Origin of the sequence: Pseudomonas sp. DTU_2021_1001937_2_SI_NGA_ILE_001 (assembly GCF_032463525.1) — a bacterium.
GTDB lineage: Bacteria > Pseudomonadota > Gammaproteobacteria > Pseudomonadales > Pseudomonadaceae > Aquipseudomonas.
This window is the reverse complement of sequence record NZ_CP135971.1, coordinates 2,408,381-2,422,105: the sequence shown is the minus strand read 5'-3', so window position 1 is coordinate 2,422,105 and position 13,725 is coordinate 2,408,381. Positions and strand designations below refer to the sequence as shown.

Sequence of the window (13,725 nt, the reverse complement as noted above, 5' to 3'; positions counted from 1 at the left end):
AGCCGGGATTTTCCGCACCTCACGCCGCGCCCTGCGCCGGGGGCGATCTTTCAGGGCGGGGTAGGGTTGATGCGCTCGGCCACGGCGTAGGCGCGGCGGGTGGCGTCCCGCTCGGCGATGGTGTCGAACCAGCGCCTGACGTGAGCGAAGTCGTCCAGGTTCAGGCTCTGCCACGGGTGCCTTGCAATCCATGGATAGATGGCCATGTCAGCGATGCTGTACTCGCTGCCGGCGACGAACGGTCGGTCCGCCAGACGCTTGTTCAGTACGCCATACAGCCGTACGGTCTCGTCTACGTAGCGCTTGATCGCGTAGGGCAGTTTTTCCGGAGCGGCGCGGTTGAAGTGGTGATTCTGCCCGGCCATGGGCCCCAGCCCGCCCATCTGCCAGTACAGCCATTGCAGGGTTTCCTGGCGGCCGCGCAGGTCGGCGGGCAGAAAGCGCCCGGTCTTTTCTGCCAGGTACTGCAGGATGGCCCCGGACTCGAACAGGCTCAGCGGCTCGCCGGCATCGGCCGGTGCCTGATCGACGATGGCCGGGATGCGGTTGTTGGGGGCGATTTCCAGGAAGGCGGGGGCGAACTGCTCGTTCTTGGCGATGTTCACCGGGATGACCCGGTAAGGCAGCCCGGCCTCCTCAAGGAACAGGGTGATCTTGTGGCCGTTGGGGGTGGTCCAGTAATACAGGTCGATCATCGGCAGCTCCATTGAAGGTATGACCCGAAAGCAACGGCTGTTTTACCTCCAGGGCGCTGCCGGCACAAACAAAAACGGCCTGCGAGGGGCCGGCCGTGGATACCGGGCGGCGCGTCAGGCGCCGTGGCACTTCTTGAATTTCTTCTCGCTGCCGCAGGGACAGGGGTCGTTGCGACCGACGTCCTTCAGGGCGTTGCGCACCGGCTCTTGAGGCTCGTGGTTGCAGTGCGGACCATGTACATGGCCGTGGTGATGATGGTCGTGGTCATGATCGTGGTTGCAGTCAGGACCGTGGACGTGGGGTTGGTTCATCGGGGTAACTCCATGATTGAATCGGCGCCCATTATCTCGCCATTGATGCCGATACGCACGCTGTCCCTGAACAGCAACCCGGTCTTGAGCCGGCCTTCGAGCCGGTAGGGGATCGGCCGGTCACGCTGGCGCAGGCGCTCGGCGATGGGTTTGGCGTAGCGCCACAGGTTGGTGCGCACCGGCACCTCGTAGAGTTCATGGCTGTGCGGGGCGACGAAGAACCAGTCGCTGACCCGGTCTTCGGCCAGGGTCAGCTCGCCGAGCATCACCTTGTAGTGCAGCCCGCGCACGAACAGGCGCGAGTCATTACGGTTGTCGATCTCGAAATACAGGCGAAAGTCCTGCTGCAGCAGACGCATTTTCACCGGCTCGACCTTCACCAGACGCAGGCCCGGTGGCTGATAGGGTTCGCCGCCCCACCAGCTGGCGCAGCCGCCCAGCGCGCCGAGCAGCAGGGCCAGCAGGCCAATGCGGGTGCAGATCAATGCCGGGTTCGCCATGCAGGGCTCCGTCGATGGCAGCGGACATCGGTGACCCTGCCTGTGAGCCCAGTTTAGCCATCGTCTTGTTCCCGCGAACAGCCCTGGGCCATACTCGGCCGACATGTACCCGGAGGGCCCGCGATGACCCTTTATGAAATCGTCTTCAGCGGTCGGCTGCTCGAAGGCGCGCAGCCCGACAAGGTCAAGGCCAACCTGGCGCGGCTGTTCCAGGCCGACGAACAACGCATGGCGCTGCTGTTTTCCGGCCGCCGCCTGGTGCTCAAGAACAACCTCGATGCCCAGGCGGCAGAAAAGTACCGCTCGACCCTGGAGCGTGCCGGGGCGCTGTGCGAAGTGGTCGACATGCACCCGCGTATCGAGGAGGTGGAGCTGGCCCCACCGCCTGGCCCATCCAGTTGGCTGCAGCGTGAGAAACCCGCGGCCGGGCGTCTGGAAGTCGCCCCGCGTGACGTCTATATGGCTGCCTTCAGTGCGGTCGATGCGCCCGACCTGCCGTTGGCCGAGGTGGGCGCCGCCCTGCAGGACCCGCTTCCGCCCGCCCCGGCGCCACAGCTTGACCTGTCCGCTATCACCCTGGCCCCGCCGGGCAGCGACATGGGCGAAGCGAAAAAACCGGCGCCCGCCCCTGCACCGGATACCTCGCATCTCAAGATTCTCTGACGGATTTCCGGGCTGGGGAATTCGCGGCTGAAGCCAATACTGTTCGGTTAGGCGTCATGTGGCCCGGTGGGAGCGGCTTTAGCCGCAAAAATGCCAGGAAATTCACTGCATCTGTTGTGAACAGACAGTCGCTTCGCGGCTGAAGCCGCTCCTACCCGGTCTAACTGACCTGTATTGCGGCTAAAGCCGTTCCCGCCCCGAACTTATAGATAAGCTGCGCAGCACTTCTTGAATTTCTGCCCGCTGCCACAGGGGCAGGCGTCGTTGCGGCCAGCCTTGAGCGGCACGGTGGGGTCGATGAAATACCAGCGCCCCTGGTTCTGCACGAAGGCCGAACGCTCGCGGTGGCTGTGTTCGCCCTGTTCGTCGTGCCAGCGCGCGGTGAAGGTCACGAAGGCATGCTCTGGCTTGCCGCCCAGCACCTCGGTGCTTTCCACGTCCAGGCCCAGCCAGGTGCTCTGTGCGCTCCATTGGGCGATGGCCTGGCGATCGAGGCCTGGTTGCTGCGCCGGCAAGGTGGTGCCCAGCAGATAATCCACTTCACCCAGCACGTAGGCGCTGTAGCGCGAGCGCATCAGCCGTTCGGCGCAGGGCGCCGGCTGCCCGCCATGAAAACGTCCGCAGCAGCTGGCCAGCAGGTCGCCGCTGCCGCAGGGGCAACTGGCGCTATTCATGGCTCGGCACTCGCAGCGGCCAAGCCGGTAGCAGGGCGTTGATGGACATACAGCCAGGTGGCATTGGGGGCATCGCAAACCTCGGGGCAACGGGACAAAGCAGCAGACAGTGTTGGTGAGAGACGGGCAGACCGCAAGGGCGATCTGACCCGCAGCGTTCGCTACAGCGGGGCAGTGGTGGCCTTTAGCTGACGCAGTACGAAGCTCGACACCGAGTGTCGCAAGCCGGGGATTTTGTACAGTTTCTCGCGCAGCAGGCGCTCGTAGTCGCGGGTGTCGCGCACGGCCAGGCGCAGGAAGTAATCGTACTCGCCCGACACCAGGCACGCTTCAATGATCTCGGGTATCTCGGCCACCGCCTGTTCGAACTTCTGCATGGCTTCATCACCATGCAGGTCCAGGGTCACCATCACGATCAGGCCTTCGCCATAGCCGAGCCCGGCCATGTCGATACGTGCCTGGTAGCCCTGGATAAGGCCGGACTCTTCCATGCGCTTGATCCGCTGCCAGCAAGGGCTGGACGACAGGCCGACCTGCTTGCCGATTTCCTGCAGGCTGGCGCGGGCATCGCGGCTGAGGATCTGGAGAATGCGTCGGTCTATGTCGTCGAGATGGTTTTTTTGCATTTTCCGGCCACCGAGAAAAATATTTTCGGATCTTAGGGTTTCAGCCAAAAAAATCGGAAGCACTTTTTGTGCGAAGACGCACACAATAGCGGCGCAGCCCCGAGACCCAGAAGGTTTCAGCGCAGGCCCGATGGTGCGATCCACCTGGGCGGTGCCAAGGGCAGGAATCCCACAAGGACATGCCATGCATCCACTCGATCAGCAGACGCCGCAGGCCCTCGTCGGCCATCCCGTCCACTCGCTACACAGCCGCTCTGGCAACCCCGCCGGCCCGCACGCCGAGAGCAGGGGAGCAGGCCGCACAGACACGCCACTCGACAGCCCTACCACCTACCCCCGGCACACCGCTGTGGACGATGCCTACGGGCTGTTCACCGGCATCACCCTGGCCGCTACCGGCATCGCCATCCTCGGTCAAAGCGGGCTGATTACCGGCGGTATCGCCGGCATGGCGCTGCTCGGCTCGTTCCTCAGTCCTTATTCGGCCGCCTTGCTGGTGCCGTTGATCAACGTGCCGTTCCTGCTGTTCGCCCTGTTCACCATGGGCCGCAGCTTCGCCCTCAAGAGCGTGCTGGTGAGCTTCGCGTTGGGCGCGGGGGTCAAGCTGGTGTCACCGGCGCTCAATGCTTCGGGAATCAATCCGGAGATTGGCTGGGTAATTGGCGGCACGCTGTTGGGTATGGGCATCCTGTGCCTGGCCCGGCACAACGCGTCGATGGGCGGCACGGGGGCCATGGTGCTGTGGATTCAGCGCCGGTTCGCGATCAACGCGGGCATCTCCCAGCTGGTCTGCGACTGCATCCTGTTCGGCGTGGCGGCGTTCTTCATGCCGGCCGACAAGCTGATCTGGTCGCTGATCGGCACCGTGGCGATGAATCTGGTGCTGATCCGCTGGCACAAGCCGGGTCGCTATCGCGGCTGACGCCGCGTTGCAGGCGTCAGCCTGGGGGCAACGGCGGTCTTACCACCAGTATTTGCCGAAGTTTTCCGGGTTGGCCCAGAACTTGGCATTCAGCCAGTCCGGCACCTGCTTGTATTCACGCAGGTCGTAGGTGAACAGCGTCAGCACTTGCTCATTCCGGGCGAAGCGCTCGCTGGCCTGCAGGGCCAGGGCGAAGAAGTCGGTTTCCTGCCAGCCGCAGGCCGCCAGGTCGGCCAGTACGGCGATGCGGCTGGCGTTGAGGTTGCGGATGCCGCCCAGCAGTTGCAGGCCGTCACGGCGCGGCATGTGTTCCAGGCAATCGACCACCAGCGCCAGGTCGAAGCGCTGCGCGGCCAGCTCGGCGGGCAGCGGGCCGGGGCCGGCGACGGCCACGTGCGTTTGCGGGTGTGCCTCGCGGAACGCCTGCAGGGCCGGAAAGTCTTCGGCGCCGATCAGCAGCAAGCGTGCCGGGACGTAGCGGTCGAGCAGGGCGGCCAGGGCTTGCTGCGGGGTGCGGGTGGAAAAACCGGCAGTCATCGAAACGCTCTCCTGAGCAAGCGACAGGTACAGGGTGGTGGGACAGGCGAAAAGTCTACTGGATCGGCGGTTTTTTCGCTCGACCCTCCCAGCCCCTCTAGTCTGCACCCTGGGGGGCAAATGCCGAGCGGCAAAGGACGAAACGCTCGCAAAATCGGCAATTTTATCTGCCCGGGCGGTGAACCTTCTTGAATCGATAAAGGACAAACGCTAGCGCGGTGGCAAATTGCCCTCGCAACGTCATCAGCGGCAGACTCGCCGCCCCCTAGGGAGTGCAGAACAATGAATATGCTTCGGACAGCTGTACCTTTGATTCTGGTGAGCAGTGTTTTGACGGGTTGTGCGGGTCTGCAGAAGGAAGATTGGCCAAAATGTGCGGCCGGCGGCTTCCTCGGCGGCGCGGCGGTGGGCGCGTTCCAGACCGCGGCGGTGGCGGCCAGCCTGGGTGGCGCGGTCGGCGTGATGGCCGGCGCCTACTGCTACGTGCATGGCGACGGTGACGACGATGGCGACGGTGTACCGAACAGCCGCGACAAGTGCCCGAACACCCCACGCGGCACGCCGGTCGACGCTTCGGGCTGCCCGCTGGCCCCGCCACCGGCGCCAGAGCCGGTCCCGGTCGCCCCTACACCGATGCCTCGTGAAGAAGTCATCAACATCAACAAGGAAGTGCTGTTCGAGTTCGACTCGGCACGCCTGACCGCTTCGGACCGCACCAACCTGGACGTGATCGCCGGGCGCCTGCGCAAAGAAGCCGCCAACGTGCAGCTGCGTGTGACCGGCCATACCGACAGCGTCGGCAGTGACGCCTACAACCAGAAGCTGTCCGAGCGCCGTGCCCATTCGGTGACCGACTACCTGATCAGCACCGGCGTGCCGCGTGCTTCGTTCGTCTCGGTAACCGGTGAAGGCGAGGCCCATCCTGTGGCTGACAACCGCACCGCCGAAGGCCGTGCCCTGAACCGTCGCGTCGAGATCAAGATCAACCGCTGATCTTCACGGCTGCGTGTTCCAAGGCCCGACTGGCGCAGCGCGCCGGGCGGGCCTTTTCGTTCCTGCGCCATGGCTCGGCAAACTCCGCTGGCGCCGCGTACCGGCTTGGCGGTACTGTGCGCTACCAACGCGGCGGCGATCGCCGGGGGCATATCAGGGGCGAGCAACGATGAAACTGTTCTGGGGCTTGGGCAAGCTGCTGATGCTGGTGGTCTGGGCCGTGATTCTGCTCAACCTGGCGGTGAGGTTGCCGGGCCCCTTCGATGTGCTGTTCGACCTGGCCGGCGGCCTGCTGCTGGCGGTCCATGTGCTGGACATCCTTGTGTTCAACGCCCGCCTGCGCGGTCGCCCCCAGCCCTGGCGAGATCGCGGCAAGATCATCCTGTTCGGCATTTTCCATATCAAGGCCATTGGTACACCCGAGGTTCGCCATGCGTAAGCTGCTGTTGCTCGCTGCCCTGTGCAGCCCCCTGGCGATGGCCCAGGACATCCTGGTGCAGTCGCACTCTTTGCTGCGCCTGCCGGCTGGCGGTACGTCGCTGGATATCCAGCGCCTGGAGGTTGCCGACTACGGCACCCTGCTGGTGCCCGGCAATATCACGGAACTGAAGGTCGGCCAGTTGGTGCTCGGTCACGAGGCGCGCATCGCCATCGTGCCCAGCGCACAGCCGCTCAGCCTGCAAGTGGGGCAGGGGCAACTGGGTAGCGGTAGCCAGATCACCGCCCGCGGTGCGCCTGGCACCTTCGAGAAGGCGCCGACCCCCGGTCGCAGCCTGACCCTGCGTATGCATGAGCTGCAGGCCGAACGCCTGTCGGTGGACGCGCGTGGCGGCACCGGGGCGCCGGGTTTCGTCGGCCTGGATGGCGCCAACGGCCAGGCGCCGGGTTGCACCTGGGGCCAGGCCGGGCGCGGCTATGACGGCGACAATGGCGGCAACGGCCATGATGGCGCCGCCGGCGGTCTGGTGCGCCTGGAGCTGCCAGTGGCCTTTCCGGCCGAGCGTATCGAGGTGAATGTCCAGGGCGGTGCCGGTGGCGCTGGCGGGGAGGGCGGCAAGGCCGGGCGTGGCGGTGAGTCCAAGGGCTGCATCGTCTACCGTGCGGCCGGTGGCAAGGCCGGTAATGGTGGCCAGGCAGGGCAGGCCGGTATGGCCGGGCCTGCCGGTGCGGTCAACGTGCAGCGCTTCTGATCAGAGCATCGGTCGTGCGGCGGCCAACGCCACCACGGCCAGGCCCAGCAGCAGGTTGATACCCACGATGCGGCGGATGCGCCCCAGCACGGCGGCGCCGTCAGCCCATTGCTCGGCGGCCACGGCCTGTTTCAGCTCCGGCAACTGTAACGAATGAATACGCAGGAACAGCGCGACCATCACCACATACAGGCCGATCATGGCCTGCACGTAATGCGGCGCAAGCTCCAGGCTGGGAAATTTGTCCCGGGCAACCAGCACACCGCTGACCGGCAGAATCAGCACCGCCGCCCACACCCAGGCGAAGAAACGCGGAAACACCTGGACCCATAGTTTCAGGCGTAGCGGCCCCTCCAGGGCTGCGATGATGGCCGGGCGCAGGACCATCCAGGCGAAGAACATGCCTCCGACCCAGACCAGTGCGGCCAGGACGTGCAAGGTGTAGACAAGGCTGGAAAGGGTCATGGAAACCTCGGGAGCGATGAGCGAACGAGCCGGTCGTCCGACCAATGAAGGCGCTTTTGCCGCGATGCGTCCAGCGCAGATGGAATTAGCGCGCTATGATAGCGCCCACTTCGAAACACTGAAAATTTATCCAGCCTTTCTGCCGTATCCCGAACCCGAGCGATGATCAGTACCGAACTCAAATCCCAGATCCAGGGCGCCTACTCGCGTTTTCTCGAAGCCAAAAGCCTCAAGCCACGTTACGGCCAGCGCCTGATGATCGCCGAGGTGGCCAAGGTGCTGGGGGATGTCGAGACCGACGAGGAAGGGCGACGCAGCGGTGACCCGGCGGTGGTCGCGGTGGAGGCCGGGACGGGTACCGGCAAGACCGTCGCCTACACCATCGCGTCGATCCCGGCGGCCAAGGCGGCGGGCAAGCGCCTGGTGATCGCCACCGCCACGGTGGCCCTGCAGGAACAGATCGTCTACAAGGACCTGCCCGACCTGATGCGCAACAGCGGCCTGAACTTCAGCTTCGCCCTGGCCAAGGGGCGTGGCCGCTACATGTGCCTGTCCAAGCTCGACCTGCTGCTGCAGGAAACCAACCAGACCAACGCCACAGCGCAGCTGTTCGAAGAAGAAGGCTTCAAGATCGAGGTCGACGAAGTCAGCCAGAAGCTCTTCAACAGCATGTTGCAGAAGCTGGCCGGCAACAAATGGGACGGCGACCGCGACAGCTGGCCCCAGGAGCTGGACGACCCGACCTGGGCGCGGCTGACCACCGACCACAGCCAGTGCACTGGCCGGCATTGCCCGAACTTCCAGCAGTGCGCCTTCTACAAGGCCCGCGAAGGCATGGGCAAGGTCGACGTGATCGTCACCAACCACGACATGGTGCTTGCCGACCTGGCCCTGGGCGGCGGCGCCGTGCTGCCCGACCCGCGCGACACCATCTACGTGTTCGACGAGGGCCATCACCTGCCCGACAAAGCCATCGGTCACTTCGCCCATTACACTCGGCTGCGTTCCACCGCCGACTGGCTGGAACAGACCGCCAAGAACCTTACCAAGCTGCTGGCCCAGCACCCGTTGCCCGGCGACCTGGGGCGGCTCATCGAACAGGTGCCGGAACTGGCGCGGGAAGTGAAGAACCAGCAGCAGTTCATGTTCGCCGCCTGCGAACAGTTGGCCGATTTTCGCGCCGGTGAAGACATGGAGGGTCGCGAGCGCCCTCGGCACCGCTTCGTGGGCGGGGTGATTCCCGAGCACATCCGTGACATCGGCATCGAACTGAAAAAGGGCTTCTCGCGCCTCAACGACCTGTTCACCCGCCTGGCCGACCTGCTCAAGGAAGGCATGGACGGCGAGGTGAACATCGGCATCGCCAGCCACCAGGCCGAGGAGTGGTATCCGCTGTTCGGCAGCCTGCTGGCCCGTGCCCAGGGCAACTGGGAGCTGTGGACCGCCTTCACCGCCGAAGACCCCGAAGACACGCCGCCGATGGCGCGTTGGCTGACCCTGGCCGACAGCGGCGCGCTGTTCGACATCGAAGTCAACGCCAGCCCGATCCTCGCCGCCGACATGCTGCGCCGCAACCTGTGGAACGTCGCCTACGGCGCCCTGGTGACCTCGGCGACGCTCACCGCGCTGGGCAAGTTCGACCGCTACCGCATGCGCTCCGGCCTGCCCCGCGATGCCGTGACCGCCGTAGTGCCGAGCCCCTTCCACCATGCCGATGCCGGTGTGCTGCGGGTGCCCGACCTCAAGGCCGACCCGCGCAACGCCGCCGAGCACACCGCTGCGATCATCCGCGACCTGCCGGAACTGGTCGAAGGCTCGCGGGGCAGCCTGGTGCTGTTCTCGTCGCGCAAGCAGATGCAGGAAGTGTTCGACGGCCTGGACCGCGACTGGCGCAAGCAGGTGTTCATCCAAGGCAACCTGTCCAAGCAGGAGACCCTCAACAAGCACAAGGCGCGGGTCGACAGCGGCGAGTCCAGCGTGCTGTTCGGTCTGGCCAGCTTCGCCGAGGGCGTCGACCTGCCCGGTGCCTATTGCGAACACGTGGTGATTGCCAAGATCCCCTTCGCCGTACCGGACGACCCGGTGGAGGCGGCGCTGGCCGAGTGGATCGAGGCGCGTGGCGGCAATCCGTTCATGGAAATCGCCGTACCTGACGCCTCGTTGCGTCTGATCCAGGCCTGCGGACGGCTGCTGCGCACCGAGGCCGACCGCGGCACCATTACCCTGCTGGACCGTCGGGTGGTCACCCAACGCTATGGCAAGGCGATTCTCAATGCCCTGCCGCCGTTCCACCGTGAGATTTCCTGAGCGCCGTGCCGGTTCACAACCGGCCTGATCACTGGAACAATGCACGCTGTTTTTTCACGTCAGCCTGCCAGGAGCCACGCGTTGCAGATCCAGGGTCATTTCCAGCTCGAATTCGAAGCCGTCCGCGAGGCCTTCGCGGCCCTGTTCGATGATCCCCAGGAGCGTGGCGCCGCGCTGTGCATCCAGATCGGCGGCGAGACCGTGGTCGACCTGTGGGCCGGCACCGCCGACCAGCAGGGCAGCGAGGCCTGGCATAGCGACACCATCGCCAACCTGTTCTCCTGCACCAAGCCGTTCGCGGCAGTCACTGCCCTGCAACTGGTTGACGAAGGCAAGCTGCGCCTGGACGAGCCCGTGGCGCGGCTGTGGCCCGAGTTCGCTGCTGCCGGCAAGGAACACATCACCCTGCGCCAGTTGCTCTGCCACCAGGCCGGCCTGCCGGCACTGCGTCAGGTGCTGCCGGCCGAAGCCCTTTACCAGTGGGACACCATGACCGCCGCCCTGGCCGCCGAAGCACCTTGGTGGACGCCGGGGCAAGGTCACGGTTATGCGGCGATCACCTATGGCTGGCTGATCGGTGAGCTGCTGCGGCGTGCCGATGGCCGCCAGCCCGGCGATGCCATCGTCGGCCGGGTGGCACGTCCGCTGGGTCTGGACTTTCACGTCGGCCTGGCTGATGAGCAGTTCCACCGCGTTGCGCATATCGCGCGTGGCAAGGGCAACCTCGGCGATGCCGCCGCCCAGCGCCTGCTGCAGGCCACCCTGCGTGAGCCGGACTCCATCACCTGCAAGGCGTTCACCAACCCGCCGTCGATCCTCACCAGTACCAACAAGCCCGAGTGGCGGCGCTTCCAGCAGCCGGCCGCGAATGGTCACGGCAACGCGCGCAGCCTGGCCGGCTTCTATAGCGGCCTGCTCGACGGCAGCCTGCTGGAAGCCGAGCTGCTCGGCGAAATGACCCGCGAGCACAGCCTCGGTGAGGACAAGACCCTGCTGACCTCCACGCGGTTTGGCCTGGGCTGCATGCTCGACCAGCCCGGCCTCGTCAACGCCACCTATGGCCTGGGTCCGCGTGCCTTCGGGCATCCGGGGGCGGGCGGGTCGGTGGGCTTCGCCGACCCCGATTACGACGTGGCGTTCGGCTTCGTCACCAACACCCTGGGGCCTTATGTACTGATGGATCCGCGTGCCCAGCGGCTGGTGGCTATACTGCGTGAAGCTTTGCAGTAACTATCGCTCATAAGTGCTTGTTTAATACCGATTGTCAGTTCGTGGATGAAAACTGAACCGTAGGACGGTTTCCTTTTCCACTCTGCCTTGAGGCGTGTTATACGGACGTTGCTCGCGTCCATTCGTCTGGTCCATTTCGCTGTAGGTCGTCCATGTCCTCGAAAAGAAGTCTCGCTCTCGCGTTGTGCATCGCTGCCGTTACCGGTTGCGCCCAAACCCCGAAAACCGAATCTGCCGCGGCATCCAGCCCCTGGTACTGGCCGTTCGGTTCCGACGAGGTGGCCGAGTCCAAACCCGATGCGCCTGCCGAGGCGGTCGCCAAAAAGCCCGAGCCCAAGCCCGCTCCGGCCATGGTCGCCAAGTCGGAGACCGACAGCCACTGGTGGTGGCCGTTCGGCAGCAGCGACAAGAAGGAAGAGGTCAAGGCCGCGCCAATGCCTGACCCGAAGATCACCCAGGCCTGGCTGGACGAGTACGAGCCGCGTGTACGTACCGCCATTCAGGACAGCGACTTCCAGCTGGAGCGCCGTGAAGACCTGCTGGTGGTTACCGCTCCGGTAGACTCGTCCTTCAACCCTGACCGCCCGGCCATGCTGCTGCCGGTCAAGCTGGGTCCGATCACCCGTCTGGCCAAGGCGGTCGAAGCCGACCCTAAAACCGCCGTGCTGATTCTTGGTCACGCCGACACCACCGGCGCGGCTGCGGTCAATCAGAAGATCAGCCAGGAGCGTGCCCAGTCGATCGCCGCGATCTTCCGCCTCAGCGGCCTGGAGCGTAACCGCCTGAGCCAGCGTGGCATGGGCGCGGTAATGCCGCGTGCGGCCAACGACAGTGCCCAGGGGCGTGCGCTGAACCGTCGCGTGGAGATTCTGCTCACCCGTCAGGACACCATGCGCGCCCTGATGAGCCGCTACGACGTGCCGGCCGTAGCACCGACCATGGTCGCCGTGCAGGACGTCAAGCCCGCCGCTGCCCCGGCACCGGCGGCCAAGAAAGCCGCGCCGGCCAAGGCCGCAACCGCCAAGAAAGACACCGCGAAGAAGGCCGCCACCCCGGCCAAGAAGGACACCGCCAAGAAGCCCGCCACGCCGGTGAAGAAAGACACCGCCAAGGCTGCTACTCCGGCCAAGAAAGACGCGGCACCGGCCAAGACCGTGGCCAAGAAGAGCGACGCCCAGGCCAGCAACTGACCTGAGCGCCAGCCCGGCACCGCAAACATTGACCGGTGCCGGGCCGGCGGCACTTCGCGTTGTTCGCCGGCAGGCCAATGTGCTTAACTGCCGTGCTCAACAGCTTTGCTGAACTGCCGCGAAGGAACCCCGCCATGACCTCATCCCTGGCCGATATGCGCCGTGACTATACCCGTGACGGCCTGACCGAAATCCAGGCACCGGATGAACCCTTTGCCTTGTTCCATCAATGGTTCGCCGACGCGGTGCAAACCGAGCAGGCGCCGGTGGAAGCCAATGCCATGACCCTCGCCACGGTGGACGCCGATGGTCGGCCGCACTGCCGCGTGCTGCTGCTCAAGGCGCTGGACAGCCAGGGCTTTACCTTCTTTACCAACTACGACAGCGCCAAGGGTCAGCAGATGGCGGCCCGGCCTTTCGCCGCCATGACCTTCTTCTGGCCCGCCTTGGAGCGCCAGGTGCGTATCGAAGGGCTGGTGGCCAAGGTCAGCGCCGCCGAGTCCGACGCCTATTACCAGGTTCGCCCGCTGGGCAGCCGCCTGGGGGCCTGGGCTTCGCCGCAGAGCCGGGTCATCGCCGACCGCGCCGAGCTGGAACGGCTGCTGCACGAGACCGAGCAGCGCTTCCACGACACCCAGCCGCACTGCCCCGAACACTGGGGCGGCTACCGCCTGGTGCCGGACCGCATCGAGTTCTGGCAGGGACGGCCGAGCCGCCTGCACGATCGTTTGAACTATCGTTTAACAAATGAGGGGTGGATTCGGCAGCGCCTGGCTCCGTAGCATCGATGAATTATTCCAGGCCGTCGCCGTCTTAGGCTGGGTAGGCGCCCCCGCTGTATGGCGCCTGAATGAATCAATGATGCCGCTCCGGTAGCCGTGACGGCGTCGCTCGCCGGGAGTCTAATGGAGACTCGATTTCAGGAGATACCCTATATGCGCAAGTCCGTTCTGCTGGTTGCCTCGCTCACTGCGATGGCATTGACCCTTGGGGGCTGTACCTCCAGCCTGACCGGTGATTCCTATTCCCGTGAAGAAGCGCGTACCGTGCAGACCGTCCGTCTGGGTACCGTACAGTCCTTGCGTCCGGTGAAGATCGAAGGCACCAAGACCCCGATCGGTGCCGGTGCTGGTGCCGTGGTCGGCGGGGTGGGCGGCAGCGCCATCGGCGGTGGCCGTGGCAGTGTCGTCGCGGCGGTCATCGGTGCCGTGGCCGGTGGTGTACTCGGCTCCATGACCGAAGAAGGCCTGACCCGTACCCAAGGCGTGGAAATCACCGTGCGCGAAGACGACGGCAGCATGCGCGCCTATGTGCAGCAAGTGCAGGAAAACGAGATTTTCCGTGTTGGCGACCGGGTTCGCATCATGACCGTCAACGGCACCAGCCGCGTGACGCACTGACCCAGCTCGCAATACCCAAAA

General features: G+C 65.2%; 18 protein-coding genes. 11 read left to right on the top strand and 7 right to left on the bottom strand.

Going from position 1 to position 13,725, the window contains the following annotated elements:
* Positions 1–50: 50 nt before the first annotated feature.
* The 3 genes from RRX38_RS10300 to RRX38_RS10290 all read right to left on the bottom strand — a co-directional run bounded on the left by RRX38_RS10300 (position 51) and on the right by RRX38_RS10290 (position 1,507).
* Entirely contained in the window at positions 51–695 is a 645-nt protein-coding gene (locus RRX38_RS10300) for a glutathione binding-like protein (protein WP_315962428.1), read from the bottom strand.
* A gap of 114 nt (positions 696–809) precedes the next feature.
* A complete protein-coding gene (locus tag RRX38_RS10295) occupies positions 810–1,007 on the bottom strand; it encodes an SEC-C metal-binding domain-containing protein (protein WP_295473614.1) in 198 nt (65 codons plus the stop codon).
* The gene (locus RRX38_RS10290; protein WP_295473612.1) at positions 1,004–1,507 is read right to left on the bottom strand and encodes an LEA type 2 family protein; all 504 of its coding nucleotides are present in this window, start codon (positions 1,505–1,507) and stop codon (positions 1,004–1,006) included. Before RRX38_RS10290 ends, RRX38_RS10295 begins: the two co-directional genes overlap by 4 nt.
* Before the next feature lie 123 nt (positions 1,508–1,630).
* Between RRX38_RS10290 and RRX38_RS10285 the strand changes: the two genes are divergently transcribed.
* Entirely contained in the window at positions 1,631–2,170 is a 540-nt protein-coding gene (locus tag RRX38_RS10285) for a hypothetical protein (RefSeq protein ID WP_315962427.1), read from the top strand.
* A 203-nt stretch (positions 2,171–2,373) separates the two neighbouring features.
* Here RRX38_RS10285 and RRX38_RS10280 read toward each other — a convergent pair whose 3' ends face one another.
* Both RRX38_RS10280 and RRX38_RS10275 read right to left on the bottom strand, forming a co-directional pair.
* On the bottom strand, positions 2,374–2,844 hold the full coding sequence (locus tag RRX38_RS10280) for a YchJ family protein (protein ID WP_295473606.1): 471 nt from the start codon (positions 2,842–2,844) through the stop codon (positions 2,374–2,376).
* A gap of 161 nt (positions 2,845–3,005) precedes the next feature.
* Positions 3,006–3,470 carry an Lrp/AsnC family transcriptional regulator gene (locus RRX38_RS10275; protein ID WP_295473603.1) on the bottom strand — a complete coding sequence of 155 codons (465 nt, stop codon included), beginning with the start codon at positions 3,468–3,470 and terminating at the stop codon, positions 3,006–3,008.
* Positions 3,471–3,654: 184 nt separating this feature from the next.
* Between RRX38_RS10275 and RRX38_RS10270 the strand changes: the two genes are divergently transcribed.
* Positions 3,655–4,392, top strand: a complete 738-nt coding sequence (locus RRX38_RS10270; RefSeq protein ID WP_295473600.1) for a YitT family protein — start codon at positions 3,655–3,657, stop codon at positions 4,390–4,392.
* Between the two features lie 39 nt (positions 4,393–4,431).
* Here RRX38_RS10270 and RRX38_RS10265 read toward each other — a convergent pair whose 3' ends face one another.
* Positions 4,432–4,929 (bottom strand): DUF6231 family protein, encoded by a 498-nt coding sequence (locus tag RRX38_RS10265; RefSeq protein WP_315962426.1) that lies wholly within the window; start codon positions 4,927–4,929, stop codon positions 4,432–4,434.
* A gap of 282 nt (positions 4,930–5,211) precedes the next feature.
* Here RRX38_RS10265 and RRX38_RS10260 point away from each other — a divergent pair, with 282 nt between their 5' ends.
* The 3 genes from RRX38_RS10260 (at position 5,212) to RRX38_RS10250 (ending at position 7,112) form a co-directional block, all read left to right on the top strand.
* Positions 5,212–5,922, top strand: a complete 711-nt coding sequence (locus RRX38_RS10260; RefSeq protein WP_295473594.1) for an OmpA family protein — start codon at positions 5,212–5,214, stop codon at positions 5,920–5,922.
* A gap of 169 nt (positions 5,923–6,091) precedes the next feature.
* Complete coding sequence (locus tag RRX38_RS10255; protein ID WP_315962425.1) at positions 6,092–6,361, top strand: DUF1145 domain-containing protein; 270 nt, start codon at positions 6,092–6,094, stop codon at positions 6,359–6,361.
* Positions 6,354–7,112 carry a collagen-like protein gene (locus RRX38_RS10250; RefSeq protein WP_315962424.1) on the top strand — a complete coding sequence of 253 codons (759 nt, stop codon included), beginning with the start codon at positions 6,354–6,356 and terminating at the stop codon, positions 7,110–7,112. The genes RRX38_RS10255 and RRX38_RS10250 overlap by 8 nt, the downstream gene beginning before the upstream one ends.
* Here the strand turns inward: RRX38_RS10250 and RRX38_RS10245 are convergent, their stop codons facing one another.
* Positions 7,113–7,577 (bottom strand): CopD family protein, encoded by a 465-nt coding sequence (locus RRX38_RS10245; protein WP_295473585.1) that lies wholly within the window; start codon positions 7,575–7,577, stop codon positions 7,113–7,115.
* Here RRX38_RS10245 and RRX38_RS10240 point away from each other — a divergent pair.
* The 6 genes from RRX38_RS10240 to RRX38_RS10215 all read left to right on the top strand — a co-directional run bounded on the left by RRX38_RS10240 (position 7,576) and on the right by RRX38_RS10215 (position 13,704).
* Positions 7,576–7,743: a hypothetical protein gene (locus tag RRX38_RS10240; RefSeq protein ID WP_295473582.1), complete on the top strand. Its 168-nt coding sequence runs from the start codon at positions 7,576–7,578 to the stop codon at positions 7,741–7,743. The two genes, RRX38_RS10245 and RRX38_RS10240, sit on opposite strands and share 2 nt — an antisense overlap.
* Positions 7,740–9,884, top strand: a complete 2,145-nt coding sequence (gene dinG / locus RRX38_RS10235; protein WP_295473579.1) for an ATP-dependent DNA helicase DinG — start codon at positions 7,740–7,742, stop codon at positions 9,882–9,884. The genes RRX38_RS10240 and dinG overlap by 4 nt, the downstream gene beginning before the upstream one ends.
* An 81-nt stretch (positions 9,885–9,965) precedes the next feature.
* Positions 9,966–11,114 carry a serine hydrolase domain-containing protein gene (locus RRX38_RS10230; protein ID WP_315962423.1) on the top strand — a complete coding sequence of 383 codons (1,149 nt, stop codon included), beginning with the start codon at positions 9,966–9,968 and terminating at the stop codon, positions 11,112–11,114.
* A 152-nt stretch (positions 11,115–11,266) separates the two neighbouring features.
* The gene (locus tag RRX38_RS10225) at positions 11,267–12,304 is read left to right on the top strand and encodes an OmpA family protein (RefSeq protein ID WP_315962422.1); all 1,038 of its coding nucleotides are present in this window, start codon (positions 11,267–11,269) and stop codon (positions 12,302–12,304) included.
* 134 nt (positions 12,305–12,438) lie between these two features.
* Positions 12,439–13,086: a pyridoxamine 5'-phosphate oxidase gene (pdxH, locus tag RRX38_RS10220; RefSeq protein ID WP_315962421.1), complete on the top strand. Its 648-nt coding sequence runs from the start codon at positions 12,439–12,441 to the stop codon at positions 13,084–13,086.
* Between the two features lie 153 nt (positions 13,087–13,239).
* Positions 13,240–13,704, top strand: a complete 465-nt coding sequence (locus RRX38_RS10215; RefSeq protein WP_315962420.1) for a glycine zipper 2TM domain-containing protein — start codon at positions 13,240–13,242, stop codon at positions 13,702–13,704.
* Positions 13,705–13,725 lie beyond the last annotated feature (21 nt).

Coding starts and splice junctions, on each gene's coding strand:
- RRX38_RS10255 (WP_315962425.1), top strand. CDS start 6,092: ATGAAACTGTTCTGGGGCTTGGGCAAGCTGCTGATGCTGGTGGTCTGG.
- RRX38_RS10295 (WP_295473614.1), bottom strand. CDS start 1,007: ATGAACCAACCCCACGTCCACGGTCCTGACTGCAACCACGATCATGAC.
- RRX38_RS10260 (WP_295473594.1), top strand. CDS start 5,212: ATGAATATGCTTCGGACAGCTGTACCTTTGATTCTGGTGAGCAGTGTT.
- RRX38_RS10215 (WP_315962420.1), top strand. CDS start 13,240: ATGCGCAAGTCCGTTCTGCTGGTTGCCTCGCTCACTGCGATGGCATTG.
- RRX38_RS10300 (WP_315962428.1), bottom strand. CDS start 695: ATGATCGACCTGTATTACTGGACCACCCCCAACGGCCACAAGATCACC.
- RRX38_RS10290 (WP_295473612.1), bottom strand. CDS start 1,507: ATGGCGAACCCGGCATTGATCTGCACCCGCATTGGCCTGCTGGCCCTG.
- RRX38_RS10240 (WP_295473582.1), top strand. CDS start 7,576: ATGGAAACCTCGGGAGCGATGAGCGAACGAGCCGGTCGTCCGACCAAT.
- RRX38_RS10225 (WP_315962422.1), top strand. CDS start 11,267: ATGTCCTCGAAAAGAAGTCTCGCTCTCGCGTTGTGCATCGCTGCCGTT.
- RRX38_RS10265 (WP_315962426.1), bottom strand. CDS start 4,929: ATGACTGCCGGTTTTTCCACCCGCACCCCGCAGCAAGCCCTGGCCGCC.
- RRX38_RS10275 (WP_295473603.1), bottom strand. CDS start 3,470: ATGCAAAAAAACCATCTCGACGACATAGACCGACGCATTCTCCAGATC.
- RRX38_RS10280 (WP_295473606.1), bottom strand. CDS start 2,844: ATGAATAGCGCCAGTTGCCCCTGCGGCAGCGGCGACCTGCTGGCCAGC.
- pdxH (WP_315962421.1), top strand. CDS start 12,439: ATGACCTCATCCCTGGCCGATATGCGCCGTGACTATACCCGTGACGGC.
- RRX38_RS10245 (WP_295473585.1), bottom strand. CDS start 7,577: ATGACCCTTTCCAGCCTTGTCTACACCTTGCACGTCCTGGCCGCACTG.
- RRX38_RS10285 (WP_315962427.1), top strand. CDS start 1,631: ATGACCCTTTATGAAATCGTCTTCAGCGGTCGGCTGCTCGAAGGCGCG.
- RRX38_RS10250 (WP_315962424.1), top strand. CDS start 6,354: ATGCGTAAGCTGCTGTTGCTCGCTGCCCTGTGCAGCCCCCTGGCGATG.
- RRX38_RS10270 (WP_295473600.1), top strand. CDS start 3,655: ATGCATCCACTCGATCAGCAGACGCCGCAGGCCCTCGTCGGCCATCCC.
- dinG (WP_295473579.1), top strand. CDS start 7,740: ATGATCAGTACCGAACTCAAATCCCAGATCCAGGGCGCCTACTCGCGT.